The organism is Streptomyces sp. NPDC087906 (assembly GCF_055584925.1).
In genome coordinates this window covers 73,169-99,362 of record NZ_JBVJLC010000018.1, presented here as the reverse complement: position 1 = coordinate 99,362, position 26,194 = coordinate 73,169, and the positions used below count along the sequence as shown (strand labels likewise).

24 protein-coding genes and 1 pseudogene are annotated in these 26,194 nt (G+C 71.2%); 16 read left to right on the top strand and 9 right to left on the bottom strand.

Annotated elements, in window-relative coordinates:
- The first annotated feature begins 126 nt into the window (after positions 1–126).
- The 5 genes from ACZ63I_RS33710 to ACZ63I_RS33690 all read left to right on the top strand — a co-directional run bounded on the left by ACZ63I_RS33710 (position 127) and on the right by ACZ63I_RS33690 (position 4,993).
- A complete protein-coding gene (locus ACZ63I_RS33710) occupies positions 127–489 on the top strand; it encodes a YraN family protein (RefSeq protein ID WP_469343248.1) in 363 nt (120 codons plus the stop codon).
- Complete coding sequence (locus ACZ63I_RS33705) at positions 489–2,117, top strand: YifB family Mg chelatase-like AAA ATPase (protein WP_469343247.1); 1,629 nt, start codon at positions 489–491, stop codon at positions 2,115–2,117. Before ACZ63I_RS33710 ends, ACZ63I_RS33705 begins: the two co-directional genes overlap by 1 nt.
- Positions 2,114–3,301, top strand: coding sequence for a DNA-processing protein DprA (dprA, locus tag ACZ63I_RS33700; RefSeq protein ID WP_469343246.1), 1,188 nt, complete (start codon positions 2,114–2,116; stop codon positions 3,299–3,301). Before ACZ63I_RS33705 ends, dprA begins: the two co-directional genes overlap by 4 nt.
- 213 nt (positions 3,302–3,514) lie before the next feature.
- Positions 3,515–4,360: an RNA polymerase sigma factor WhiG gene (gene whiG, locus ACZ63I_RS33695; protein WP_041983893.1), complete on the top strand. Its 846-nt coding sequence runs from the start codon at positions 3,515–3,517 to the stop codon at positions 4,358–4,360.
- A gap of 90 nt (positions 4,361–4,450) precedes the next feature.
- Positions 4,451–4,993, top strand: a complete 543-nt coding sequence (locus ACZ63I_RS33690) for a TetR/AcrR family transcriptional regulator (protein ID WP_469343281.1) — start codon at positions 4,451–4,453, stop codon at positions 4,991–4,993.
- Between the two features lie 38 nt (positions 4,994–5,031).
- Here the strand turns inward: ACZ63I_RS33690 and ACZ63I_RS33685 are convergent.
- Positions 5,032–5,562 (bottom strand): annotated as a pseudogene (locus ACZ63I_RS33685) (peptidoglycan DD-metalloendopeptidase family protein); the annotation flags it as partial.
- 279 nt (positions 5,563–5,841) lie between these two features.
- On the opposite strand from ACZ63I_RS33685, the gene rpsB reads away from it, so the two are divergent.
- The 9 genes from rpsB (at position 5,842) to ACZ63I_RS33640 (ending at position 15,731) form a co-directional block, all read left to right on the top strand.
- Positions 5,842–6,828 carry a 30S ribosomal protein S2 gene (gene rpsB, locus ACZ63I_RS33680; protein ID WP_469343245.1) on the top strand — a complete coding sequence of 329 codons (987 nt, stop codon included), beginning with the start codon at positions 5,842–5,844 and terminating at the stop codon, positions 6,826–6,828.
- 91 nt (positions 6,829–6,919) lie between these two features.
- Positions 6,920–7,762, top strand: a complete 843-nt coding sequence (gene tsf / locus ACZ63I_RS33675) for a translation elongation factor Ts (RefSeq protein WP_469343244.1) — start codon at positions 6,920–6,922, stop codon at positions 7,760–7,762.
- 166 nt (positions 7,763–7,928) lie between these two features.
- Positions 7,929–8,708: a UMP kinase gene (gene pyrH, locus ACZ63I_RS33670; RefSeq protein ID WP_469343243.1), complete on the top strand. Its 780-nt coding sequence runs from the start codon at positions 7,929–7,931 to the stop codon at positions 8,706–8,708.
- Between the two features lie 133 nt (positions 8,709–8,841).
- Complete coding sequence (gene frr, locus ACZ63I_RS33665; RefSeq protein WP_469343241.1) at positions 8,842–9,399, top strand: ribosome recycling factor; 558 nt, start codon at positions 8,842–8,844, stop codon at positions 9,397–9,399.
- Positions 9,399–10,469 carry a phosphatidate cytidylyltransferase gene (locus tag ACZ63I_RS33660; protein WP_469343239.1) on the top strand — a complete coding sequence of 357 codons (1,071 nt, stop codon included), beginning with the start codon at positions 9,399–9,401 and terminating at the stop codon, positions 10,467–10,469. The genes frr and ACZ63I_RS33660 overlap by 1 nt, the downstream gene beginning before the upstream one ends.
- Positions 10,470–10,559: 90 nt before the next feature.
- Complete coding sequence (gene rlmN / locus ACZ63I_RS33655) at positions 10,560–11,666, top strand: dual-specificity RNA methyltransferase RlmN (RefSeq protein ID WP_469343238.1); 1,107 nt, start codon at positions 10,560–10,562, stop codon at positions 11,664–11,666.
- Positions 11,667–11,956: 290 nt separating this feature from the next.
- Positions 11,957–13,057, top strand: coding sequence for a thiamine ABC transporter substrate-binding protein (locus tag ACZ63I_RS33650; RefSeq protein WP_469343280.1), 1,101 nt, complete (start codon positions 11,957–11,959; stop codon positions 13,055–13,057).
- Positions 13,058–13,080: 23 nt separating this feature from the next.
- On the top strand, positions 13,081–14,706 hold the full coding sequence (locus ACZ63I_RS33645) for an ABC transporter permease (protein WP_469343278.1): 1,626 nt from the start codon (positions 13,081–13,083) through the stop codon (positions 14,704–14,706).
- Positions 14,706–15,731 (top strand): ABC transporter ATP-binding protein, encoded by a 1,026-nt coding sequence (locus tag ACZ63I_RS33640; protein ID WP_469343237.1) that lies wholly within the window; start codon positions 14,706–14,708, stop codon positions 15,729–15,731. The genes ACZ63I_RS33645 and ACZ63I_RS33640 overlap by 1 nt, the downstream gene beginning before the upstream one ends.
- Before the next feature lie 12 nt (positions 15,732–15,743).
- On the opposite strand, the gene ACZ63I_RS33635 is transcribed toward ACZ63I_RS33640, so the two are convergent.
- The 6 genes from ACZ63I_RS33635 to ACZ63I_RS33610 form a co-directional block, all read right to left on the bottom strand.
- The gene (locus ACZ63I_RS33635) at positions 15,744–16,196 is read right to left on the bottom strand and encodes a nuclear transport factor 2 family protein (RefSeq protein WP_469343235.1); all 453 of its coding nucleotides are present in this window, start codon (positions 16,194–16,196) and stop codon (positions 15,744–15,746) included.
- Positions 16,197–16,290: 94 nt separating this feature from the next.
- The gene (locus ACZ63I_RS33630; protein ID WP_469343233.1) at positions 16,291–17,415 is read right to left on the bottom strand and encodes an LOG family protein; all 1,125 of its coding nucleotides are present in this window, start codon (positions 17,413–17,415) and stop codon (positions 16,291–16,293) included.
- 81 nt (positions 17,416–17,496) lie between these two features.
- Positions 17,497–18,639 carry a hypothetical protein gene (locus ACZ63I_RS33625; RefSeq protein ID WP_469343231.1) on the bottom strand — a complete coding sequence of 381 codons (1,143 nt, stop codon included), beginning with the start codon at positions 18,637–18,639 and terminating at the stop codon, positions 17,497–17,499.
- Complete coding sequence (locus ACZ63I_RS33620) at positions 18,621–19,352, bottom strand: ABC transporter ATP-binding protein (RefSeq protein ID WP_469343230.1); 732 nt, start codon at positions 19,350–19,352, stop codon at positions 18,621–18,623. Before ACZ63I_RS33620 ends, ACZ63I_RS33625 begins: the two co-directional genes overlap by 19 nt.
- Before the next feature lie 212 nt (positions 19,353–19,564).
- Positions 19,565–20,944 carry an aspartate aminotransferase family protein gene (locus ACZ63I_RS33615; RefSeq protein ID WP_469343228.1) on the bottom strand — a complete coding sequence of 460 codons (1,380 nt, stop codon included), beginning with the start codon at positions 20,942–20,944 and terminating at the stop codon, positions 19,565–19,567.
- On the bottom strand, positions 20,929–21,420 hold the full coding sequence (locus ACZ63I_RS33610) for an Lrp/AsnC family transcriptional regulator (RefSeq protein ID WP_469343227.1): 492 nt from the start codon (positions 21,418–21,420) through the stop codon (positions 20,929–20,931). Before ACZ63I_RS33610 ends, ACZ63I_RS33615 begins: the two co-directional genes overlap by 16 nt.
- A 194-nt stretch (positions 21,421–21,614) precedes the next feature.
- Between ACZ63I_RS33610 and ACZ63I_RS33605 the strand changes: the two genes are divergently transcribed.
- Both ACZ63I_RS33605 and ACZ63I_RS33600 read left to right on the top strand, forming a co-directional pair.
- Positions 21,615–23,054, top strand: a complete 1,440-nt coding sequence (locus ACZ63I_RS33605; RefSeq protein WP_469343226.1) for a gamma-aminobutyraldehyde dehydrogenase — start codon at positions 21,615–21,617, stop codon at positions 23,052–23,054.
- Between the two features lie 93 nt (positions 23,055–23,147).
- On the top strand, positions 23,148–24,347 hold the full coding sequence (locus tag ACZ63I_RS33600) for a polyamine ABC transporter substrate-binding protein (RefSeq protein WP_469343224.1): 1,200 nt from the start codon (positions 23,148–23,150) through the stop codon (positions 24,345–24,347).
- A 34-nt stretch (positions 24,348–24,381) separates the two neighbouring features.
- Here ACZ63I_RS33600 and ACZ63I_RS33595 read toward each other — a convergent pair whose 3' ends face one another.
- Together ACZ63I_RS33595 and ACZ63I_RS33590 are read right to left on the bottom strand one after the other, a co-directional pair.
- Positions 24,382–25,065, bottom strand: coding sequence for a glycerophosphodiester phosphodiesterase (locus tag ACZ63I_RS33595; protein WP_469343222.1), 684 nt, complete (start codon positions 25,063–25,065; stop codon positions 24,382–24,384).
- Between the two features lie 43 nt (positions 25,066–25,108).
- Positions 25,109–26,134: an adenosine deaminase gene (locus ACZ63I_RS33590; protein WP_469343220.1), complete on the bottom strand. Its 1,026-nt coding sequence runs from the start codon at positions 26,132–26,134 to the stop codon at positions 25,109–25,111.
- Positions 26,135–26,194 lie beyond the last annotated feature (60 nt).

Here is a 26,194-nt window from a genome sequence, read left to right as displayed (position 1 = left end):
AGAGTGAGCCGCCACCCCTGAGGCACCCCTGCGAGTGGCCGAGTTGTCCACAGATACAGGGTTATCCACCAAGATCCACTTGATTCCGGCAAAGGCGTCAGAGTCGGCGGTGGAGGTGGTGCCGAGATGAACGCGACGGGGGCACTGGGGCGGTACGGCGAGAATCTGGCGGCGCGACGGCTGGTCGCGGCGGGGATGACCGTGCTCGCGCGGAACTGGCGGTGCGGCAGGACCGGCGAGATCGACATCGTGGCGATGGACGCGGACGTGCTGGTGGTCTGCGAGGTCAAGACCCGCAGAGCCGACTCGTTCGAGCATCCGATGGCCGCGGTGACACCGGCCAAGGCGGCGCGGCTGAGACGGCTGGCCGACTGCTGGCTTGAGCGCTCGGGCGGCCCGCCGCCCGGCGGGGTGCGGATCGATCTCGTCGGAGTGGTGCTGCCGGACCGCGGCGCGCCCGTGCTGGAGCACGCGCGGGGGGTGGCCTGATGGGGTTCGCGCGTGCGTGCTCGGTGGCGCTGGTGGGCGTCGAAGGCGTGGTGGTCGAGGTCCAGGCCGATCTGGAGCCGGGAGTGGCCGCCTTCACCCTGGTCGGGCTGCCCGACAAGAGCCTCGTGGAGAGCCGGGACCGGGTCAGGGCCGCCGTGGTCAACTCCGGCGCCGAATGGCCGCAGAAGAAACTCACGGTGGGGCTGAGCCCCGCCTCCGTACCGAAGAGCGGGAGCGGCTTCGATCTCGCCGTGGCGGCCAGTGTGCTGGGCGCCGCCGAGCGGATCGATCCCAAGGCGATCGCCGATCTGGTGCTGATCGGGGAGCTGGGCCTCGACGGCCGGGTCAGGCCCGTACGGGGCGTGCTGCCCGCGGTGCTGGCGGCGGCCGAGGCGGGGTACCGGCAGGTCGTCGTCCCCGAGCCGACCGCAGGCGAGGCGGCCCTCGTACCCGGCGTCTCGGTCCTCGGCGTCCGCAGCCTGCGCCAGCTCATCGCCGTGCTGACGGACGGGCCCGTGCCGGAGGAGCCCGAGGAGACCCTGGAAGGGCGCCCCGACCCCATGCTGGCCGGGCTGCTGGTGCCGGGCGCCGGAGTGGGCACAGGGCTGGCCATGGGCGCGGGGGCGGACGGCGGCCACCGCCCCGACCTCTCCGACGTGGCGGGACAGGCCGAGGCGCGTACGGCCCTGGAGGTCGCGGCGGCCGGCGGCCACCATCTGCTGCTGCACGGCCCGCCGGGCGCGGGCAAGACGATGCTGGCCGAGCGGCTGCCGGGCGTGCTGCCGCCGCTGACCCGGCAGGAGGCCCTGGAGGTCACCGCGGTGCACTCGGTGGCCGGCATGCTGCCGCCGGGGCAGCCGCTGGTCCGTGCGGCGCCCTACTGCGCGCCGCACCACTCGGCGACGATGCAGTCCCTGGTCGGCGGCGGGAACGGGATGCCGCGGCCCGGCGCCGTGTCGCTCGCGCACCGCGGGATTCTCTTTCTCGACGAAGCGCCCGAATTCTCCGGGCGGGCCCTGGACGCGCTGCGCCAGCCCCTCGAATCGGGTCATGTGGTGGTGGCCCGCAGCGCCGGCGTGGTGCGGCTGCCCGCCCGCTTCCTGATGATCCTCGCCGCCAACCCGTGCCCCTGCGGGCGGCACACCCTGCAAGGCGCCGGCTGCGAGTGCCCGCCGTCCGCGATCCGCCGCTACCAGGCGCGGCTCTCCGGGCCGCTGCTCGACCGGGTCGATCTGCGGGTGCGGGTCGAACCGGTCCAGCGCGCCGATCTGATGGGGCAGGGCGGCAGAGGAGAGCCGACGGCCGCCGTCGCGGCGCGGGTCGCCGAGGCCAGGGCGCGCTCCGCCGCCCGGCTCGACGGCACACCCTGGACCATCAACAGCGAGGTACCGGGGCATGAGCTGCGCACCCGCTGGCTCGTCGCCCCCGGCGCGCTCGCCGCAGCCGAGCGCGATCTGGAGCGCGGACTGCTCACCGCCCGGGGCCTCGACCGGGTGCTGCGGGTCGCCTGGACCGTCGCCGACCTCGCGGGACGCGACCGGCCGCAGGAGCGGGACGTGGCGCTCGCGCTGGAGTTGCGTACCGGCGTCGCCAGGGGCGTACCGGCCGCCGCCGGGAGCAGGTCATGACGTCCGGCACCCGCGCGGGCGGGGCCGAGGAGCGGCTGGCGCGGGCCGCGCTCACGCGGATCTTCGAGCCGGGCGACGAGAGCGGCGGCGCGTGGCTGCGCCGGTACGGTCCGCGCGAGGTGCTGGCCGGGCTCTCGGCGCCCGACGGCGGGGCGGGGGAGCGGCGCGAGTGGCTCGGTGAGGTGAGCGGGCAGCGGCTCGCCGGATACCGGGCGCGGGCCGCGGCGGCCCGGCCCGAGCGCGATCTGGCGGCGGTGGCCGCCCTCGGCGGCCGGTTCGTCTGCCCCGGCGACCAGGAGTGGCCCAGCCAGCTCGACGACCTCGGACCGGCGGTCCCCGTCGGGCTCTGGGTGCGCGGCGGACCCGATCTGCGGCTGTGGGCGCTGCGCTCCGTCGCCGTGGTCGGGGCGCGGGCGTGTACTCCGTACGGGGCACACATGGCGGCGGCCATCGGCGCGGGACTGGCCGAGCGCGGCTGGGTCGTGGTGTCCGGCGGCGCGTTCGGGGTGGACGCCGCGGCCCACCGCGGCGCCCTCGCCGCCGGCGGTGCGACGGTCGCCGTCCTGGCCTGCGGGGTCGACGTCGTCTATCCGCGCGGTCATGCCGAGTTGATCGCACGCATCGCCGAACAGGGTCTGGTCATCGGCGAATTGCCGCCCGGCGACCACCCGACCCGCAGCAGGTTCATCCTGCGCAACCGCGTGATCGCCGCGCTCACCCGGGGCACGGTCGTGGTGGAGGCGCAGTACCGCAGCGGCTCACTGGTCACGGCCCGCAGCGCGCAGCGGCTCGGGCGGCACACGATAGGAGTCCCAGGACCTGCGACCAGCGGTCTGTCGGCCGGGGTGCACGAGCTGCTGCGCGGCGAAGGAGTGCTGGTCACGGACGCGGCCGAAGTGGCGGAGCTGGTCGGTGACATCGGCGATCTCGCCCCGCCCCGCACCGGTCCCGTGCTGCCCAGGGACCTGCTCGACCCGGTCGGCGCCCGGGTGCTGGAGGCCCTGCCGGGCGGGGGCGCGGCCGACGTCCGGCAGATCGCGGCGGCGGCCGGTACGACACCGGACGACGCGCTCGGCAAGCTCTACGAACTCCACTCGTTGGGGTTCGTCGAACGGCGCGGCGACACCTGGCGCCCCGCCTTCCCCGCCGCAGAGCCGGTCGCGACCCGGCGAGGCGGTGCTTGACCTGGGGCATTCGGGTGAAATGGTGAGAGCGATGACCTTTGTATTTCTATCGGGGATAACCCTGCCGGCGGCCGTGACACCGGGAGGAACGGCCGCCCGTTCCTCGCGCACCGCGACTCCTCAGTCACGCTACGCTCACCAGGATTCCGGCCCAGACGGACAGCCCCCACGCTTTCCCCCCGCACTTCACAGCAGAACGGCTCAAGGCAACGCATGCCCCAGCACACCTCCGGGTCCGACCGCACGGCGCCCCGGGCAGCGCCCCCAGCCGCCCGGAGCGCCGAGCGGCCTACCGCACCGTCGGCGCTCGACGCGCTGTGGCGGTCGTACAAGACCACGGGTGAGAAGCGGCTGCGCGAGCAGTTGATCCTGCACTACTCACCGCTGGTGAAGTACGTCGCCGGCCGGGTGAGCGTGGGGCTGCCGTCCAACGTCGAGCAGGCGGACTTCGTGTCGTCCGGCGTCTTCGGGCTCATCGACGCGATCGAGAAGTTCGACATCGAGCGGTCGATCAAGTTCGAGACGTACGCGATCACCCGGATCCGCGGCGCGATCATCGACGAACTCCGGGCGCTGGACTGGATCCCGCGCTCCGTGCGGCAGAAGGCGCGGGCCGTCGAGCGGGCGTACGCGACCCTGGAGGCGCAGTTGCGCCGTACCCCCTCCGAGGCCGAGGTCGCCGCGGAGATGGGGATCCAGCTCGAAGAACTGCACGCCGTTTTCAGCCAGTTGTCCCTCGCCAACGTGGTCGCCCTGGAAGAGCTGCTGCATGTCGGCGGTGAGGGCGGTGACCGGCTCAGTCTGATGGACACCCTGGAGGACACGGCGGCCGACAACCCCGTCGAGGTCGCCGAGGGCCGCGAACTGCGCAGGCTGCTCGCCCGCGCGATCAACACGCTCCCCGACCGGGAGAAGACCGTGGTCACGCTCTACTACTACGAAGGCCTCACGCTCGCCGAGATCGGCAACGTCCTCGGGGTGACGGAGAGCAGGGTCAGCCAGATCCACACCAAGTCCGTCCTGCAGTTGCGCGCCAAACTGGCCGACGTCGGACGTTGACGCCGATCTGCCGCTGAATCGTGCCCGCCTCGTCCGTAGAGTGGGGCCGTGCCCAGGATTCGAGCGGCCTCGGTGGCCGAGCACCGGACCATGCAGCGCGACGCCCTGCTGGACGCCGCGCGTTCCTTGCTGTCCGAAGGCGGTACGGAAGCGCTGACCTTCCCCGCCCTCGCCGAGCGCACCGGCCTCGCCAGATCCTCGGTCTACGAGTACTTCCGCTCCCGCGCCGCCGTCGTCGAGGAGCTGTGCGCCGTCGACTTCCCCCGCTGGGCGGCGGAGGTCGAGACGGCGATGGCCGGAGCCGAAACCCCGCAGGCCCAGGTCGAGGCCTATGTGCGCAGGCAACTGGCGCTGGTCGGCGACCGCAGGCACCGCGCCGTCGTCGCCATCTCGGCCGGTGAGCTGGACGACGGCGCGCGGGAGAAGATCCGCGCCGCGCACGGCGGTCTGATCGCCATGATCGTGGAGGCCCTGGCCGAACTCGGCCACGCGCAGCCGAGGCTCGCCGCGATGCTCCTCCAGGGGGTCGTCGACGCGGCGGTCCGCCGGATCGAGCTGGGCGCGGCCGAGGAGCCCGCCGAGATCGCCGAGGCCGCCGTCTCGATGGCGCTGCGCGGCGTCGTCAAGGGCTGACGCACGGGCCGGCGCACGGTTCGGCTCTCGGACTGCGCCACCCCGAGGACCGGCAGCAGCCGGGACGGGCCCCGGCGCAGCAGGTCCGGCGGCAGCAGGGACAGCGGGTTCAGATACACCGCGCCGCGCAGTAGCCCCCAGTGCAGACATCCTCCGGCGCAGTGCGCGGGGCCCGGCGCCAGCGTGGCCACCACCTGCCCCGCGGTCACCTCGGCCCCCTCGGCGACGAGCGGTTCCACCGGTTCGTACGTGGTGCGCAGCGGCGGATCGCCCGTACCGGTCAGCGCGACGGACAGCACCCCGCGCCCGGCGACCCGGCCGGCGAAGGCGACCCGTCCGCCGGCCGCGGCCCGTACCGGAGCGCCGGGGGCGGCGGCGAGATCCACCCCGCGGTGGCCCCGCCCGTACAGGGAGGCGGGCGGCTCCCAGCCGCGCACCACGGCAGGCCGCGGCTCCACCGGCCACACGGCCCCGGGAGCGGCCCCGGAAGCGACTCCCGAGAGAGCCCCGGGAGCGGTGACGAGCAGGACGGCCAGGAGCGGCCCGAGCAGCGAACGAACAGTGATCATGACGCGTACGGTGCCGCGTTTCGACCGGTTCGCGTTGATCATGAACCGGATCTGTGGAGTACCGACCGGTTGTGGACAGCGCCGTCACCCGGGGGTGCGAAGGTCCCGTACACTTCTTGTGGCGATCCGGGTCACCGGGTCGACTTCGCACGCCCCGCCATCGGCCGCTCATCGCGCCGATGTCCGCGCCACTCGGTCCTTCGTGGCACAGCGCGCCGGGGCGTCAGGCGCGACCGCCGTCCGGCGGCCGCGACAACCGAGTATCCGAGGAGTACGGCCATGGCCGTCGTCACGATGCGGGAGCTGCTGGAAAGCGGCGTCCACTTCGGTCACCAGACCCGCCGTTGGAACCCGAAGATGAAGCGTTTCATCTTCACGGAGCGCAACGGCATCTACATCATCGACCTGCTCCAGTCGCTGTCGTACATCGACCGCGCCTACGAGTTCGTCAAGGAGACCGTCGCCCACGGCGGCTCCATCATGTTCGTCGGCACCAAGAAGCAGGCGCAGGAAGCGATCGCCGAGCAGGCGACGCGCGTGGGCATGCCCTACGTCAACCAGCGCTGGCTCGGCGGCATGCTGACCAACTTCTCCACCGTCTACAAGCGTCTGCAGCGCCTCAAGGAGCTTGAGCAGATCGACTTCGACGATGTGGCCGCGTCCGGCCTCACCAAGAAGGAGCTGCTGGTCCTCTCCCGCGAGAAGACCAAGCTGGAGAAGACCCTCGGCGGTATCCGCGAGATGCAGAAGGTGCCCAGCGCCGTCTGGATCGTGGACACCAAGAAGGAGCACATCGCCGTCGGTGAGGCGCGCAAGCTCCACATCCCGGTCGTCGCGATCCTCGACACCAACTGCGACCCGGACGAGGTCGACTACAAGATCCCGGGCAACGACGACGCGATCCGTTCCGTCACCCTGCTCACCCGCGTGATCGCCGACGCCGTCGCCGAGGGCCTCATCGCCCGCTCCGGTGCCGCGACCGGCGACCAGAAGCCGGGTGAGAAGGCCGCAGGTGAGCCGCTCGCCGAGTGGGAGCGCGACCTGCTGACCGGTGACAAGAAGGCCGCCGAAGGCGAGCAGGCCGAGAAGCCGGCCGACGCCGACGCCGAGGCCACCGCCGAAGCCCCGGCCGAGGTCCAGACCTCCGCCGAGACGGAGAAGGTCGCCGACGCCGAGCAGGCCGAGGAGACCGCCGCTCCCGCCGAGGCCGCTGCCCCGGCCGAGGCCGAGGAGTCGGCTCCGGCCGCGGACGCCGAGAAGGCCTGACCCTCACAAGGTTCGGTTGCTGACGGCGGGGGTCCACAAGACCCCCGCCGTCCACCCGTAGATCTTCGACTTCCGAGAGAGACTCACAGACATGGCGAACTACACCGCCGCTGACGTCAAGAAGCTCCGCGAGCTGACCGGCGCCGGCATGATGGACTGCAAGAAGGCCCTGGTCGAGGCCGACGGCGATGTCGACAAGGCCGTCGAGGTCCTGCGCGTCAAGGGCCAGAAGGGCGTCGCGAAGCGCGAGAGCCGCAGCGCCGAGAACGGCGCGGTGGTCTCCCTCATCGCCGCCGACAACACCTCGGGCGTGCTGGTCGAGCTGAAGTGCGAGACGGACTTCGTCGCCAAGGGCGACCGGTTCCAGGCCGTCGCCACCGCGATCGCCGAGCACGTCGCCAAGACCACCCCCGCCGACATCGCCGCTCTGCTGAGCAGCGAGATCGAGGCCGGCAAGACCGTCCAGGCGTACGTGGACGAGGCCAACGCCAACCTCGGCGAGAAGATCGTCCTGGACCGCTTCGCGCAGTTCCCGGCCGATGGCGGCTACGTGGCGTCGTACATGCACCGCACCATGCCCGACCTCCCGCCGCAGGTCGGCGTCCTGGTCGAGCTGGACAAGGAGAACGCGACGATCGCCAAGGACCTGGCGCAGCACATCGCGGCCTTCTCCCCGCAGTACCTGACGCGCGAGGACGTCCCCGCCGACGTCGTCGAGAACGAGCGCCGCGTCGCCGAGGCCACCTCCCGCGAGGAGGGCAAGCCCGAGGCAGCCCTGCCGAAGATCGTCGAAGGCCGGGTCAACGGCTTCTTCAAGGAGGTCACCCTCCTCGACCAGCCGTTCGCCAAGGACAACAAGAAGAGCGTCAAGAAGATCCTGGACGAGGCCGGTGTCACGCTGAAGCGCTTCGCGCGCATCCGCGTCGGCGCCTGACGTCGCAGCAGTCGTACGCGAACGACGGCGGATCCCGCTAGGGTCTGGAGCAGTCGTCGGCCGTGTACACGCCGGACGACCGCAGACCTGACGAGGAGGCCATTGCCGAAAGGGACACACCCACCCACCGGCAATGGCCTTCTTCGTATGTGCACGAGGAGATCCCATGAACAAGGGCGCGGACGCCAACCAGTCTGCCGACGACAAGAGCGACCCCGGCAAGAAGGCCGGCCGCTTCATGCTGAAGCTGTCCGGTGAGGCGTTCGCCGGCGGCGGAGGGCTCGGCGTCGACCCCGACGTCGTGCATGCCATCGCCCGCGAGATCGCGGCCGTCGTACGCGACGGCGCGGAGATCGCCATCGTCATCGGCGGCGGCAACTTCTTCCGCGGCGCCGAGCTGCAGCAGCGCGGCATGGACCGGGCCCGCTCCGACTACATGGGCATGCTCGGCACCGTCATGAACTGCCTCGCCCTCCAGGACTTCCTGGAGAAGGAAGGCATCGACTCCCGCGTCCAGACCGCCATCACCATGGGCCAGGTCGCCGAGCCGTACATCCCGCTGCGTGCCGTGCGCCATCTGGAGAAGGGCCGCGTGGTGATCTTCGGCGCGGGCATGGGCATGCCGTACTTCTCCACCGACACCACAGCGGCCCAGCGCGCGCTGGAGATCGACGCCGAACTGCTGCTGATGGGGAAGAACGGCGTGGACGGCGTCTACGACTCCGACCCCAAGATCAACCCCTCGGCCGTCAAGTTCGACGCCCTGGAGTACAGCGAGGTCATCGCCGGCGGCCTGCGCGTCGCCGACATGACGGCGATCACGCTGTGCCAGGACAACAAACTGCCCATCCTGGTCTTCGAATTGCTGGCCGAGGGCAATATCGCGCGTGCGGTCAAGGGTGAGAAGATCGGCACTCTCGTGAGCGACCAGGGCACCCGGAGCTGACTCCGGAGCGGCCCCGCACGGGGATGGACAAAGCCCTGCCGGTCGGACACCGTGCAGGAGAAGACGCGACGCAGGTTCCGCCGGGACCGGCAGCAGACACACCGGGCCCACTCAAGACACGCAGGAGCAAGTGGTGATCGAAGAGACCCTCCTCGAGGCCGAGGAGAAGATGGAGAAGGCCGTCCTGGTCGCCAAAGACGACTTCGCAGCGATCCGCACGGGGCGTGCGCATCCGGCGATGTTCAACAAGATCGTGGCTGACTACTACGGCGCCTTGACCCCGATCAACCAGCTCGCCTCGTTCGCCGTGCCCGAGGCGCGGATGGCCGTGGTGACCCCGTTCGACAAGACGGCGCTGCGCAACATCGAGCAGGCGATCCGCGACTCCGACCTCGGTGTCAATCCGAGCAACGACGGCAACATCATCCGGGTGGTCTTCCCCGAGCTGACCCAGGACCGCCGCAAGGAGTTCATCAAGGTCGCCAAGACCAAGGCCGAGGACTCGAAGATCTCGATCCGCGCCGTGCGCCGCAAGGCCAAGGAGACGATCGACAAGTTCGTCAAGGACGGCGAGGTCGGCGAGGACGAGGGCCGCCGCGCGGAGAAGGAGCTCGACGACACCACGGCGAAGTACGTCGCCCAGGTCGACGAGCTCCTGAAGCACAAGGAAGCCGAGCTGCTCGAAGTCTGATGAACGACTCTTCCTGGGGCACCCCGCCGACCGCCGGCTACTGGGGGCCGCCCGACCAGGGGGCTGCCCCGGCGGGTCCCGCATACGATGAGCATGAGGCACAGCAGACTCGCCCCATGCCCATCGTGCCCGACGAACCCGCCGACGGCGGGGACCAGGATGCCGGCCGGGGGGCTGCTCGGCCGGGCGGCCCCCTGTTCCGCGACGAGATCCCGCAGGAGCCCATGCCCGCAGCACCGCCACCGCCGCCGCAGAAGAAACGGGCCGGCCGTGACCTGCGCGCGGCGATAGGGGTCGGCCTGGGGCTCGGCGCCGTGGTCATCGCCTCCCTCTTCATCGTCAAGGCCGTCTTCGTCGGCGTCGTCGCCGTGGCCGTCGTCGTCGGGCTGTGGGAGCTGACCTCCCGGCTGGCCGAGAAGAAGGGCATCAAGGCCCCGCTCGTACCGCTGGCCGTCGGCGGAGCCGCGATGGTCGTCGCCGGTTACGTACGCGGAGCCGAGGGCGCCTGGGTCGCGATGGCCCTGACCGCGCTCGCCGTGCTGGTCTGGCGGATGACCGAACCTCCCGAGGGCTACCTCCGGGACGTCACGGCAGGCGTCTTCGCCGCGTTCTACGTGCCGTTCCTGGCCACGTTCGTCGCGATGCTGCTGAGGGCGGACGACGGCCCGCAGCGCGTCCTGATGTTCCTGGTCCTGACCGTCGTCAGCGACACCGGCGCCTACGCGGTCGGCTGGCGCTTCGGCACCCACAAGCTCGCCCCGCGCATCAGTCCTGGCAAGACCCGCGAGGGCCTGCTCGGCGCGGTCGCCTTCTCGATGGTGGCCGGCGCGCTGTGCATGCAGTTCCTGATCGACGACGGAATCTGGTGGCAGGGCCTGCTCCTGGGCCTCGGCGTCGCCGCCAGCGCCACCCTCGGCGACCTCGGCGAGTCCATGATCAAGCGCGACCTGGGAATCAAGGACATGGGCACCCTCCTGCCCGGCCACGGCGGCATCATGGACCGCCTGGACTCCCTCCTCCCGACCGCCCCGGTGGTCTGGCTGCTCCTGGTCCTCTTCGTAGGCTCCTGACCACCCGGAACCCACCCGCGCACCCGAGCGGGGCCCCTTGTCCACAGGACAGCGGGCCCCGCTCCGTACGTCTGCGACACTGGTACGACCATGCCTGTACCCGGAGAACTCACTTTTGTCGCGCCCCGCGGCGCCAAGAAGCCGCCGCGGCATCTTGCCGATCTCAGTCCTGTCGAGCGGCGTGAGGCTGTTGCCGCCATGGGGGAGAAGGCGTTTCGTGCCAAGCAGCTCTCGCAGCACTACTTCGCGCGCTATGCCCACGACCCCGAGCAGTGGACCGACATCCCCGCCGCCTCGCGGCAGAAGCTTGCCGCCGAGCTGCTGCCTGACTTGATGTCGGTGGTGCGGCACATCTCGTGCGACGACGACACCACCCGCAAGACGCTCTGGCGGCTGCATGACGGCACGCTCGTCGAGTCCGTGCTGATGCGCTACCCGGACCGGGTGACGATGTGCATCTCCTCGCAGGCCGGCTGCGGGATGAACTGCCCGTTCTGTGCGACGGGGCAGGCGGGGCTCGACCGGAATCTGTCGACCGCCGAGATCGTGCACCAGATCGTGGACGGCATGCGCGCCCTGCGTGACGGGGAGGTGCCCGGGGGGCCCTCGCGGCTGTCGAACATCGTCTTCATGGGCATGGGCGAGCCGCTCGCCAACTACAAGCGGGTGGTCGGCGCGATCCGGCGGCTGACCGACCCCGAGCCGGACGGGCTCGGGATCTCGCAGCGCGGGATCACGGTGTCGACCGTCGGGCTGGTGCCCGCGATGCTGCGCTTCGCCGACGAGGGGTTCAAGTGCCGCCTCGCCGTCTCGCTGCACGCCCCGGACGACGAGCTGCGGGACACGCTCGTGCCGGTCAACACCCGGTGGAACGTCCGCGAGGTGCTGGACGCCGCCTGGGAGTACGCCGAGAAGTCGGGCCGTCGGATCTCGATCGAGTACGCGCTCATCCGGGACATCAACGACCAGGCCTGGCGCGGTGACCGGCTGGGCCGGCTGCTCAAGGGCAAGCGGGTGCACGTCAACCTGATCCCGCTCAACCCGACGCCCGGCTCGAAGTGGACCGCGTCACGGCCCGAGGACGAGAAGGCGTTCGTCGATGCCATCGCCGCCCACGGCGTGCCCGTGACCGTACGGGACACCCGCGGCCAGGAGATCGACGGGGCCTGCGGGCAGCTTGCCGCTACCGAGCGGTAAGGCCCGCAGCGGGTTTCAGGGCAGATTGCGGGTAATCTTTTCCTGTATAACCGCACAGTCACATTCCGACAGGGGAGCGCCACAGCGCTGAGAGTGCGGCACATGTCCGTCACGACGGGCAGAGGCCGCAGACCCTCTGAACCTTGCCCAGGTCATTCTGGGTAGGAAGTTCGGACATCCCTCAAGCTGTTGCGCCCTGCCCGGATTCCGCTCACCGCGAGCGGACCACCGGGCAGGGCCGCGTCTTCTCCTGGACATCCAGGAGGAATTCAGTGAGCAACACCCGGAGAATGACGGCCGTGGCGATCGCCGCCGCGCTCGGTGTCTCGACCCTCGCCGCCTGCGGCTCCGACAGTTCCGACGCGTCGGCAGGCGGCGGCAGCGGCAGCGGCAGCGGCGGGGGCGCCAAGTCCAAGACAGTCACGCTCGTCAGCCACGACTCGTGGGCCGCCTCGCCCGCCGTCATGAAGGCGTTCACCAAGGAGACCGGCTACCCGGTCAAGGTGCTCAAGAGCGGCGACGCGGGGGAGGCCGTCAACAAGGCCGTCCTCACCAAGGGTTCGCCGCAGGGCGACGTCTTCTTCGGCGTCGACAACACCCTGCTCTCCCGCGCCCTCGACAACGGCCTCTTCACGCCGTACGCCGCCAAGGGCCTCGGCCAGGTCGAAGCCGACACCCAGCTCGACAAGGCCGAGCACCGGGTCACCCCCGTCGACAGCGGCGATCTCTGCGTCAACTACGACAAGAAGTACTTCGCCGACAAGAAGCTCGCGCCGCCGCAGACCTTCGACGATCTGATCAAGCCCCAGTACAAGAACCTCCTGGTCACCGAGAACGTCGCGACCTCGTCGCCGGGCCTCGGCTTCCTGCTCGGCACGGTCGCGCGGTACGGCGACGAAGGCTGGCAGGACTACTGGACGAAGCTGAAGGCCAACGGCGTCCAGGTCGTGGACAGTTGGGAGCAGGCCTACAACGAGGACTTCTCCGGATCGGCCGGCGGCAAGAAGGCCAAGGCGGACCGGCCGCTCGTCGTCTCGTACGCGTCGAGCCCCCCGGCCGAGGTGCTGTACGCCAAGCCGCAGCCGGCCCAGGCGCCGACCGGCGTCTCCACCGGCACCTGCTTCCGGCAGATCGAGTTCGCCGGGCTGCTCGACGGGGCGAAGAACCCGGCCGGCGGCAGGGCCCTAATCGACTTCCTGATCAGCAAGAAGTTCCAGGAGGACATGCCGCTCACCATGTTCGTGAACCCGGTCGTCAAGGGCGCGAAACTGCCCGAGCTGTACACCAAGTTCGGCACCGCGGTCCCCAAGCCCGCGACCGTGGCACCCGACCGGATCGCCGCCAACCGCGAGCAGTGGATCCAGTCGTGGTCCTCACTCGTGGTGAAGTGACCGCACACAGCCGGGGGAACGCGGTGCGGCTGGGCCTGATGGCCCTGCCCGTCGCGTTCTTCGGCGTCTTCTTCGGCTATCCCGTCGTCGCCATCGTCGGCAGGGGCCTGAAGACCAGCAGCGGCTGGCAGTTCGGCCGGATCGGCGACGTGCTCGGCCGGCCCGACATCCTGCACGTCCTGTGGTTCACCACCTGGCAGGCCCTGGCGTCCACCCTGCTCACCCTGCTGGTGGCGCTGCCCGCCGCCTATGTCTTCGCCCGCTTCGACTTCCCCGGCAAACAGCTCCTGCGCGCCGTGGTCACCGTGCCGTTCGTGCTGCCGACCGTCGTCGTGGGCACCGCGTTCCTGGCGCTGGTCGGCCGCGGCGGGGTGCTGGACGAACTGTGGGGCGTACGGCTCGACACCACGGTCTGGGCGATCCTCCTCGCCCATGTCTTCTTCAACTACGCCGTGGTCGTACGGACCGTCGGCGGCCTCTGGTCGCAACTCGACCCGCGCCAGGAGGAAGCGGCGCGGGTCCTCGGCGCCGGCCGGGCCGCCGCGTGGTGGCGGGTGACGCTGCCCGCGCTCGCGCCCGCCGTCGCCGCCGGCGCCCTGATGGTCTTCCTGTTCTCCTTCACGTCCTTCGGCGTCGTCCAGATCCTGGGCGGGCCCGGCTACTCCACCCTGGAGGTGGAGATCTACCGGCAGACCGCGCAGTTGCTCGACCTGCCGACGGCCGCCGTGCTGACGCTCGTCCAGTTCGTCGCCGTCGGCGCGATCCTCGCCGTGCACGCCTGGACCGTACGCAAGCGCGAGACCACCCTGAAGCTCGTCGACCCGGCGCTGAGCGCGCACCGGCCGCGCGGCGCCGGGCAGTGGACCCTGCTCGCCGGGGTGCTGGCGAGCATCGCGCTGCTGCTCCTGCTGCCGCTCGGCGTGCTGGTCGAACGCTCGCTGGACGTGCCCGGCGGCTACGGCTTCGCCTACTACCGGGCGCTCGGCCGTCTCGACGCGGGCGGCACCTTCCTCGTACCGGCGCTGGACGCCGTGTGGAACTCACTGCGGTACGCCCTGGTCGCGACCGTCATCGCGCTCGCGATCGGCGGCCTCGCCGCCGCGGCGCTCACCCGCAGGGCGGGCCGGTTCGTCCGGGGCTTCGACGCGCTGCTGATGCTGCCGCTCGGCGTCTCGGCCGTGACCGTCGGCTTCGGCTTCCTCATCACGCTCGACAAACCGCCGCTGGACCTGCGGCAGTCCTGGATCCTGGTGCCGCTCGCCCAGGCGCTGGTCGGCGTCCCCTTCGTCGTACGGACCATGCTGCCGGTGCTGCGGGCCGTGGACGGCCGGCTCCGCGAGGCCGCGGCCGTCCTCGGCGCCTCGCCGCTGCGGGTCTGGCGCGAGGTCGATCTGCCCATGGTGCGGCGGGCGCTGCTCGTCGCCGCCGGCTTCGCCTTCGCCGTCTCGCTCGGCGAGTTCGGCGCGACGGTCTTCATCGCCAGGCCCGACAGCCCGACGCTGCCGGTGGCCGTGGCGCGGCTGCTCGGCAGGCCGGGGGAGCTGAACTACGGCGAGGCGATGGCCCTGAGCACGGTCCTGATGATCGTGTGCGCGGTCTCCCTGCTCGTACTCGAACGTGTCCGCACCGACAGCTCCGGAGAGTTCTGATGGCCCTGCTGACCCTGGCGGACGTGACGGCGCGGTTCGGCGAGCGCACGGCAGTCGACGCGGTGGACCTGGAGATCGCCGAGCACGAGATCGTCTGCGTGCTCGGCCCCAGCGGCAGCGGCAAGTCCACCCTGCTGCGGGTCGTCGCCGGGCTGCAACCCGCCGACGCCGGACGGGTGCTGCTCGACGGCGCCGACCAGTCGGGGGTGCCGGTGCACCGGCGCGGGGTCGGCCTGATGTTCCAGGACCACCAGCTCTTCCCGCAGCGCGACGTCGGCGGCAATGTCGCCTTCGGACTGCGGATGCGCGGCGCCTCCCGCGACGAACAGCGGCGCCGCGTGGACGAGTTGCTCGACCTCGTCGGCCTGCCCGGCGCGGGGCGGCGGGCCGTCGCCGCGCTGTCGGGCGGCGAGCAGCAGCGCGTCGCGCTCGCCCGCGCGCTCGCGCCCGAGCCGCGGCTGCTGATGCTGGACGAGCCGCTGGGCCAGCTCGACCGGAGTCTGCGAGAACGGCTCGTCGTCGAACTGCGGCTGCTGTTCGGCCGGTTGGGCACGACCGTGCTCGCCGTCACGCACGACCAGGGCGAGGCGTTCGCGCTCGCCGACCGGGTGGTGGTGATGCGGGACGGACGAATCGCCCAGACCGGCACGCCTCTTGAGGTCTGGCAGCGGCCCGCTTCCGCGTTCGTCGCGCGCTTCCTCGGCTTCGACAACGTCGTGCCCGCCACCGTCATCGGCCGGACGGCCGACACCCGCTGGGGCAAGCTCCCGGTGCCCGAAGGCTCCGCGCAGGGCGACCGTACGCTGCTGGTACGGCCTGCCGGGGTACGGCTCGTCGCCCCGGCGGACGGCCTGCGCTGCACGGTCGAGGCGCGCACGTTCCGGGGCAGCCGCGTCGCCGTACTGCTGCGTCCCGACGGCGATGCGCCGGTGCTGGAGGCGGAGTGCGGCCTGCGGGAGGCGCCGCCCGAGGGGACGGCGGTCGGGGCGGCCTTCGCGGCCGAGGACGTCGTCGTACTCGACTGATCCCGTTCCCGGTCAGTCCGCGCAGGCGGCGGCTATCGCGAGGCTGTCCTCGTAGATGCGGTAGCCGGTGATCAGCCCGTCCTCGACGGTGAGCCGCATCGCGAAGGGCGAGCGGAACGTCTTGCCCGTCGCCCGTACCGTCCCGGCCAACTGCCCCGTCACCACAGCCTGCTTGCCGTCGGCGAGCACCATCTCGACCGAGGAGAACGCGGGGTCGGGCCGCTGCCCGGCGGCCAGTTCGCCGAAGTGGTCCGCCACATCGGCGCGGGTGGTACGCGGACGGATCCACGGCACCGTCGGGTTCTCGGCGATGAACCAGTCGACCCGCTCGGCGAACAGCCCGGCGATCAGGGCGGGTTCGCCTTCTCCGACCCGCCGCAGCAACTCCAGCGCCACGGCGCGGGTGCGCTCGGTCTCGGAGGCGGCGGAGGCGGAGGCGGCGGGGGTGCCGGGGGTGGTGGTCATCGTTGTCTCCGGTAGCTCGTGCCGTTGTGGTGAGCACAAGCCTGCCCGAGGGCGCCCGCACGCGTCGATTACCTCGCGGGTCATGACGCCCGCGTCAGTACGCGTCCGTCAGCCTCGCCAGCGCGGCCGCCGCCTCGTCCACCGTGTCCACCAGCACGATCCGCGACTCCATGGCGCGCTCCCTGGCCAGCGCCTGGAGCAGCGGCCAGGCCGGCAGGTGCCGGGTCCAGTGGTCGCGGTCGACCAGGATCATCGGGGTCGGCTCGCCGCGCGACTCGTAGTAGTTGGGGGTCGCGTTGTCGAATATCTCCTGGACCGTGCCGGCGGCGCCCGGCAGGAAGATCACGCCCGCGTTCGAACGGGCCAGCAGGCCGTCCTCGCGGGTGGCGTTGGCGAAGTACTTCGCGATGTGGCCCGCGAAGGCGTTCGGCGGCTCGTGGCCGTAGAACCAGGTGGGTATCCCGACGGAGTCGTCGCCCTTGGGCCAGCGCCTGCGCACGTCGAAGGCGGCCTGGGCCCAGTCGGAGACGGACGGTCTGAACGACGGTGTCTTGCTGAGGAGTTCGAGCGCCTCGTCCAGCATGCCGTCCCGGTAGCAGGCGGCGTAGGCGCCGAGGTTGGCCGCCTCCATGGCGCCGGGGCCGCCGCCGGTGGCGACGGTCAGTCCGGTACGGGTCAGCGACCGGCCGAGCCGGGCCGCCCCCGCGTACTCGTCGGTGCCGCGCGCCATGGCGTGGCCGCCCATGACGCCCACCACCTGCGCGCCGACCAGGTGTTCGTCGAGGGCGTCGGAGATCGCGTCGTCGTGCACGGAGCGCAGCATCGAGGCGAAGATGTCGCCGTCCGACCTGGTCCGCTGGAACCACGCGTAGCCGCGGGCGTCCGGCGTCGCGTCGTAACCGGCGTCGTCGAGACCGTCGAAAAGCTGCTCGGGCGTGTACAGCAGACCGCGGTACGGATCGAACGGCAGGCCGGGCACCGGCGGGAACACCAGGGCGCCGTCCGCGCGCACCTTGGCCAGCGCCGCCGCCTCCATCGGGCAGCCGAGGAACACCGCGCCCGCGGTGTCGGCGGCCAGCAGGGCGGCCGTACGGCCCGTCAGGTCGACGGCCTGCAGACGGTATCCGCCGAGCTTGCCGCCACCGATCCTGCGATCGAATTCCGCCAAGGACTCGATCTCCAGGTCCTGGCCACTGTCACTGCTCTCCGGATTCAGCACGGCGCCAGCCTAGGGCCTATGCCCCCGGCCTAACCCTGGGGCCGTCCCCCAAGCCGTCGACACGGCCGTACACGGCGCCGCTCAGCGGCTCAGCGGCAGCGCGGCGAGGGTGGAGACGGCCCAGGTCAGCGGTACGAAGACGACCAGCAGCGCGAAGGCGCGCGTCGTCGCGGCCGTACGCAGCACCGCGGCCGGAGCGCCCTGTCCGCGCAGCGCCCGGGTGCTGTCGGCGCGGGACTGCCGGGACTCCAGCGCCGCCGTCAGCAGCGTCGCGGCCGCGCAGCCGATGACGAGACTCGCGCCGAGCCCGGTGAGCGGGCCGAACGGGCGCTCGTCGCCGGGGCCGTACAGCGAGGCCGCGGCGAACACCCCGGAGACCACCGCGCACAGCACTCCGAGCGGGCGGCCGATCCTGCGCGCCTCCGTCATCAGGGCGCGGCCCGCCAGCAGCCGTACGGCGCCGGGGCGCAGGGCCTGGAGCAGCCAGCCGCAGAGATGGACGATGCCGGGCCCGGCCAGCGCGAGTCCCACCGCCGTGAGCGCCCAGCCGGCCAGCACACCGGCCGGACTGCCGTCGAAGTGGCCGGGCAGCGGCAGCGGTGCGCCGCCACCGCCCCTGCTCGCGTACGTCTCGACGGCGAGCCCGGCGGCGGTCAGCGCGATGCCCCACGGCAGTCCGGTCGGCGCCGGCGCTTCCCTGGTCGCGTCGTCCGCCGCCCGGCGGGCCCGGGGCCGCAGCGTGAGGGCGGCGGCGACCGAGGCGGTGACGGGCAGGAGGGCCAGCAGCAGAGCGGCTGCCGCGACCGGTACGGGACGGTCGGCCGCGAGCAGGCCGGCGGCTGCGCCGTCGAACGGCAGCCCCGTCGGATCGCCGCGCAGATGCAGGAAGACCAGCAGCGCCAGCGCGCTGCCGAGCGTGCAGGACACGGCGGTCGAAGCGGCGGCCAGCGCCGTCAGCCGGGCGGGGCCGAGCCCGACGGCGGAGAGCCCGGAGCGCGGCCTGGTCCCGGGGTCCGTACGGGCCACGGCGACGGCGAACTGCACGGTCGCGGCCACCGGGACCAGACACCACAGCAGCCGCAGCATCGAGCCGGCCGGATGGCCGAGCGCCCAGCCGAGGGTGCACAGCAGCAGGAAGCCGACACCCGCCGAAGCGGCGACGACCAGCAGCCGGCGCAACTGGACCAGGGGCCGCGCGCCCCGGGCTAGACGGAGAGCGAGCACGCCGCCCGGCCTTCCGCCTCGGAGGTCCGGTGCGCTTCGTCGGTGCGGCGCCCGTCGACCAGCGTCACCGTACGGTCGGCGAGCGTCGCCGCCTCCGGGTCGAGCGTGGCGATGACGACGGTGATGTCGTGCGAGCGGGCCGCCGTCGTCAGCGTACGGAGCACCTGCGCGCGGTCCGTGCGGTGCAGCGGCGCCGTCGGCTCGTCGGCGAACAGCACCGAGGGCGAGGCGACCAGGGCACGGGCCACGGCGACCCGCTGGCGCTCGGACTGGAGCAGGGTGTGCGGGCGCTTGCGGGCGAGCGCGCCGATGTCGAGCCGCTCCAGCCACTCCATCGCGGCGCCCTTGGCCGCGCGGTGCGAGGAGCCGCGCAGCAGCAGCGGCAGCGCCGCGTTCTCCCAGGCGCTCAGCTCGGGGACGAGCGAGGGGTCGGCGCCGATCCAACTGAACCGGTCGCTGCGCAGCCGCTCGCGGAGCTGCGGGGTCATGGTGTGCACGGCGGTGCTGTCGAACCAGACCTCGCCCTCCTGCGGGACCAACTGGCCCGACAGGCAGCGCAGCAGGGTCGTCTTGCCGCTGCCGCGCGGGCCGTTGACGGCGAGGATCTCCCCTTCGCGTACGCCGAGTGAGACACCGTCGAGCGCTGGCGAGCCGCTGTGGGAGTAGTGCAGGGAACGCGCCCAGAGCACGTCGTTGTCCGGCGGGGCCACCATGGCGTACACCTCGTTCGGATCAGATTTACCGCCCGTCCGGGGGACGGCGGCGGGGCCGATCGGTCACTGGGCACGCTAAGCAGACTCGGGCTGGTGTGCGGACAGCACACGGCCCGGATGCCGCCCTTCTCACCCGAAAGGGGGGCACCCGGGCCGTCAACAGGCTCAGCGTTTGATCAGGGCGTACGCCTGTTGTTCGTCACGGCGTACGCCTACAGCTTGGTGTACGCCTCCGTCAGCACGGACCGCAGGATGCCCTCGATCTCGTCGAAGGTCCCCTGGTCCGAGATGAGCGCGGGGGCGAGCTGGACCACCGGGTCGCCCCGGTCGTCGGCCCGGCAGTACAGGCCGCGGGCGAACAGCTCCTTGGAGAGGAAGCCGTACAGCACGCGCTCCGTCTCCTCGTCGGTGAACGTCTCCTTCGTGGCCTTGTCCTTGACCAGCTCGATCCCGTAGAAGAAGCCGTTGCCGCGCACGTCACCGACGATCGGCAGGTCGTGCAGCTTCTTCAGGGTGTCGAAGAACGCGCCCTCGTTGTCGAGGACGTGCTGGTTGAGGCTCTCGCGCTCGAACAGGTCGAGGTTGGCGACGGCGACAGCGGCGGAGACCGGGTGGCCGCCGAAGGTGTAGCCGTGCAGGAAGGTGTTGTCGCCCTGGTAGAACGGCTCGGCGAGCCGGTCGGAGATGACACAGGCCCCTATCGGGGAGTAGCCCGAGGTCATGCCCTTGGCGCAGGTGATCATGTCCGGCACGTAGCCGAACTTGTCGCACGCGAACATCGTGCCGAGCCGGCCGAACGCGCAGATGACCTCGTCCGAGACGAGCAGCACGTCGTACTGGTCGCAGATCTCGCGCACCCGCTGGAAGTAGCCGGGCGGCGGCGGGAAGCAGCCGCCGGAGTTCTGCACCGGCTCCAGGAAGACGGCGGCGACCGTCTCCGGACCCTCGAAGAGGATCTCCTGCTCGATCTGGTCGGCGGCCCAGCGGCCGAACGCCTCCGGGTCGTCGCCGTGGATCGGCGCCCGGTAGATGTTGGTGTTGGGCACCTTGTGCGCGCCGGGCACCAGCGGTTCGAAGGGGGCCTTCAGCGACGGCAGTCCGGTGATGGACAGGGCTCCCTGCGGGGTGCCGTGGTAGGCGACCGCGCGCGAGATGACCTTGTACTTGGTGGGCTTGCCGGTCAGCTTGAAGTACTGCTTGGCGAGCTTCCAGGCGGTCTCGACCGCCTCGCCGCCGCCGGTGGTGAAGAAGACCTTGTTGAGGTCGCCGGGCGCGTAGTCGGCGAGCCGCTCGGCCAGCTCGACCGCCTTCGGGTGCGCGTACGACCAGATCGGGAAGAAGCCCAGCTCCTGGCCCTGCTTGTAGGCGGTCTCGGCGAGTTCGTGCCTGCCGTGTCCGGCGTTCACCACGAACAGCCCTGACAGGCCGTCGAGGTAGCGCTTGCCCTTGTCGTCGTAGATGTAGGTGCCCTCACCACGCACGATGGTGGGCACGGGTGCGTTCTCGTAGTCCGACATGCGGGTGAAGTGCATCCACAGGTGGTCGTACGCGGTTTTGGAGAGGTCCTTGCTCACGGCTATCGGGTTCCCCACATATAGGTCTGCTTCTTCAACTTGAGGTAGACGAAGCTCTCGGTGGAGCGCACGCCGGGGAGCGCGCGGATCCTTTTGTTGATCACATCGAGCAGGTGGTCGTCGTCCTCGCAGACGACCTCCACCATCAGGTCGAACGAGCCCGCGGTCATCACCACGTACTCGCACTCGTCCATGGCGGCCAGCTCGTCGGCGATCGCCTCCATGTCGCCCTCGACGTTGACGCCGACCATCGCCTGCCGCCGGAAGCCCACGGTGAGCGGGTCGGTGACGGCGACGATCTGCATCACGCCCTGGTCGAGCAGCTTCTGCACGCGCTGGCGCACGGCCGCCTCGGAGAGGCCGACGGCCTTGCCGATCGCGGCGTACGGCCGGCGTCCGTCCTCCTGAAGCTGTTCGATGATGGCGAGGGAGACGGCGTCGATCGCTGGCGACGACCCGTTCCCGGTCCTGGAGTCTGCGCTACGGCTAACCACGCGGTTCACTGTGCACTGCGACTCGGCCGTCCCGCAACCCTGAAGCGATGAAATTCGTTGTTGTAGGGGTCAAATATAACCGAATCCGAAGTTGAGGAGGGTCGGGCCTGTCGAAAGCGTCGACCGAGCGTTTAGGGTGGGTGTCTCACCCACTGAGCAATCAGGGATCCGGCATCCGAACAGGAGGGGTGGCAGTGACCACCGAGCTGCGCCGTCTGCGTAACTACATCAACGGGGAGTTCAAGGACGCCGCCGACGGGCGGACGATCGAGGTGGTCAACCCCGCCACCGGCGAGGTCTACGCCACGTCCCCGCTCTCAGGACCCGCCGACGTCGACGCCGCGATGGAGGCGGCGGCCGCCGCGTTCCCCGCCTGGCGCGACACCACACCCGCCGAGCGGCAGAAGGTCCTGCTCAAGATCGCCGACGCCTTCGAGGAGCGCGCCGAGGACCTGATCGCCGCCGAGTCCGAGAACACCGGCAAGCCGCTGGGGCTCACCCGCAGCGAAGAGATCCCGCCGATGGTGGACCAGATCCGCTTCTTCGCCGGCGCCGCCCGGATGCTGGAGGGCCGCTCGGCCGGCGAGTACATGGAGGGACTGACCTCCATCGTCCGGCGCGAGCCGGTCGGCGTCTGCGCGCAGGTCGCCCCGTGGAACTACCCGATGATGATGGGCGTGTGGAAGTTCGCCCCGGCGCTCGCCGCGGGCAACACGGTCGTACTGAAGCCGTCGGACACCACCCCCGCCTCGACCGTGCTGATGGCCGAGATCATCGGCGCGATCGTGCCCAAGGGCGTCTTCAACGTCATCTGCGGCGACCGCGACAGCGGACGCGCCATGGTCGAGCACCCGACCCCGGCGATGGCGTCCATCACCGGCTCCGTACGGGCCGGCATGCAGGTCGCCGAGTCGGCGGCCAAGGACGTCAAGCGGGTCCATCTGGAGCTGGGCGGCAAGGCCCCGGTCGTGGTCTTCGAGGACGTCGACATCGCTGGCGCCGTCGAAGCCATCGCCGAGGCCGGGTACTTCAACGCGGGCCAGGACTGCACGGCGGCCTGCCGGGTCCTCGTCCACGAGTCGATCCACGACGAGTTCGTGACGGCGCTCGCGAAGGCGGCGGAGGACACCAAGACCGGCGCCGCCGACGACGAGGACGTGGCGTACGGGCCGCTCAACAACGCCAACCAGCTCGCGCACGTGTCCGGCTTCATCGACCGGCTGCCGGCCCACGCCAAGGTCGAGGCGGGCGGCCACCGCGTCGGTGACAAGGGCTACTTCTACGCGGCGACCGTCGTCTCGGGACTCAAGCAGGACGACGAGATCATCCAGCAGGAGGTCTTCGGCCCCGTCATCACCGTCCAGTCCTTCACGGACGAGGCGCAGGCGCTGGAGTACGCGAACGGCGTCGAGTACGCCCTCGCCTCGTCGGTGTGGACCAAGGACCACGGACGCGCGATGCGGATGTCCAAGTCCCTGGACTTCGGCTGCGTGTGGATCAACACCCACATCCCGCTGGTCGCCGAGATGCCGCACGGCGGCTTCAAGCACTCCGGCTACGGCAAGGACCTGTCCGGCTACGGCTTCGACGACTACACGCGCATCAAGCACGTGATGACGTCGCTCGACGCGTAACGCGCCTCCGGACGCCGAAGTCCCGCGGAGGGGGCGGGCAGTAGACACTGTGTCCATTGCCTGCCCCTTCCGCGAAGGCCGAGGGTATGGGCCATGGCTACTGCGGACCTTTCCCGACCGGTCTCCCGGCGCACACTGCTGCGCGGTCTCGGTACGGCGGGCGTGCTCGGCGCGCTGGCCGCGCTCACCGGCTGCGGGGTGCCCGCCGCCTACGTGCGGCCCGGCGACCGCGGCGCGCCCGACCGGTCGGCCGCCGACCGGACGCTCACCTTCGCCAACTGGCCCCTCTACATCGACGTCGACGACGACAACCCGGGCCGCCGCCCCACCCTCGACGCGTTCACCCGGCGCACCGGCATCGGCGTCCGGTACACCGAGGAGATCAACGACAACGACGAGTTCTTCGGCAAGATCAGCCCCTCCCTGATCAACCACCAGGAGACCGGCAGGGACCTCGTCGTCATCAGCGACTGGATGGCCGCCAGGTTCGTCAGGCTCGGCTGGGTGCAGGAGATGGACCGGTCGAAGCAGCCGCATGTCGCCGCCGAACTCGACCCGCAACTGCGTAGCCCCGCCTTCGACAAGGGCCGGCTGCACAGCGTCCCCTGGCAGTCCGGGATCACCGGCATCGCGTACAACCGCAAGAAGCTGGGCCGCGAGATCCGCTCGACCAACGACCTGTGGGCGGACGACCTGCACGGCAGGATCACCCTGCTGTCCGGACTCGACGAGGCGTTCGCCCTGCTCATGCAGGGCAACGGCGCGGACGTCACCCGCTGGACGGCCGACGACTTCGACACGATGTGCGAGCAGGTCGAGCGGCAGAAACGGCGCGGCCAGATCCGCCGCTTCACCGGCAACGACTACATCAAGGACCTCGCGACCGGCGACGTGGTGGCCTGCCAGGCGTACTCGGGCGACGTCATCCAGCTCCAGGCGGACAGCGCCGACATCGAGTTCGTGGTGCCGGAGGAGGGCGCGGAACTGTGGGCGGAGAGCCTCATGATCCCCAACCTCGCCCGGCACAAGAGCAACGCCGAAGCGCTGATCGACTACTACTACGAACCCGAGGTCGCCGCCGAACTCGCCTCCTGGGTCAACTACGTCTGCCCGGTGCCGGCCGCCAGGGACGTGCTGGCCTCGTCGAAGGACAAGGACAGCGCGGCGCTCGCCGACGACCCGCTGATCTTCCCCGACGACGCGATGCGCGCACGGCTGGCGATAGCCCGGGACATCACGTCCGACGAGCGGGAGGACTACGCGAAGCGCTGGGACGCGATCGTCGGCCTCTGAGCCCTGGCCGGCGGCGGTGTCGGGGTCCTCCCCGTCACTTCCCCTTCAGCAGGCCGGACAGGATGTCGACCCGGTTCGTGGTGATCGAGTCGACGCCGTACTCGACCAGCTTGCGCATCGAGCGCGCCGTGTCGACCGTCCAGGCGGAGACCAGCAGCCCGTCCCGGTGGTTGCGCGCGACCAGCTCCGCGCCGATCAGCCCGAACCGGTAGTTCAGCCAGCGCGGCCGTACGGCGTCGAGCAGGGCGGGTACGGGCGGCGCCACGGACTTCCACGTCATCGCGATCTCGGCGGACGCGTCGGTGTTCCGTACGGCCAGCATCGTGGTGGGTCCCGCCGTGTAGAACACCCGGTCGGCCGCGCCGCTCTCCCGCACGACACCGATGACCGTGCGGACCGCTTCCTCGGTCGCGCCCGGCAGATCGATCATGAGCCTGGACGAGGCCGCGGCCAGCAGCGCCTCGCGCAGCGTCGGCACCCCGCCGCCGGTCAGCGCCGTCAGCTCGGCGGCGGTCACGTCGGCGAGGAGCCGGTCGTGGCCCCACAGCCGCTCCAACGACGCGTCGTGCAGCAGGACGGGCAGGCCGTCCTTGGTGAGCCGCACATCGACCTCGACCGCCGCCGCCCCGCGCGCGAGCGCGGAGCGTACGGAGGGGAGGGTGTTCTCGCGTACCCGGTAGGGGTCGCCCCGGTGGCCTACTGCAACGACGGTTCGCATGAGGCCATTGTGTCGGTCGTTCGCCGTGTGACGGGCCATCCGGTCACCGGGCGAGCCATGCGGCGGTGTACGCGTCGATCTCGTCGGCGAGCCGCTTCTTGCCCGCGGCGTCGAGGAAGGACGCCTGCACGCCGTTCTTGGCGAGGGCGGCGATGCCCGGCTCGTCCAGGCCGAGCAGCCGGGCGGCGACCCCGTACTCCTGGTTGAGATCCGTGCCGAACATCGGCGGATCGTCGCTGCCGATCGTCACCAGCACCCCGGCGGCGACCATCTCGATCACCGGGTGCTCGTTGATGTCCGCGACCGCGCGGGTGGCGATGTTGGACGTGGGGCAGACCTCCAGCGCGATGCGGTGCTCGGCGAGATGCGCCAGCAGCTTCGGGTCCTGTACGGCGCTGGTGCCGTGGCCGATCCGCTCGGCGCGCAGCGAGGTGAGCGCGTCCCAGACGGTGTCGGGGCCCGTCGTCTCCCCGGCGTGCGGCACGGAGTGCAGACCCGCCGCGATGGCCCGGTCGAAGTACGGCTTGAACTGCGGCCGCGGCACGCCGATCTCCGGTCCGCCGAGCCCGAAGGCGACCAGACCCTCGGGGCCCAGGTCCACCGCGAGCCTGGCCGTCTCCTCGGCGGCCTCAAGGCCCGCCTCGCCGGGGATGTCGAAGCACCAGCGCAGCACGACACCCAACTCGGCCTCGGCCGCGACGCGCGCGTCCTCGATCGCCTCCATGAAGGCCTCGCCGGGGATGCCGCGCCTGGTGGAGCTGAACGGGGTGACGGTCAGCTCCGCGTAGCGGACGTTCTGCCGGGCCATGTCCCTGGCGACCTCGTAGGTCAGCAGCCGGACGTCCTCGGGGGTGCGGATCAGGTCGACGACGGAGAGGTAGACCTCGATGAAGTGGGCGAAGTCGGTGAAGGTGAAGTAGTCGGCCAGCGCCTCGGGGTCGGTCGGCACCTTGGAGTCGGGGTGCCGGCCCGCCAGCTCGGACACGATGCGCGGCGACGCCGAACCGACGTGGTGCACATGGAGTTCGGCCTTGGGCAGCCCAGCGATAAAGGGGTGCGGATCGGTCATCGGGAGTCCTCCGTCGTGCCGGGTCGGGTGCCGGTCGGTACGCCGACGGATCATCGTAGG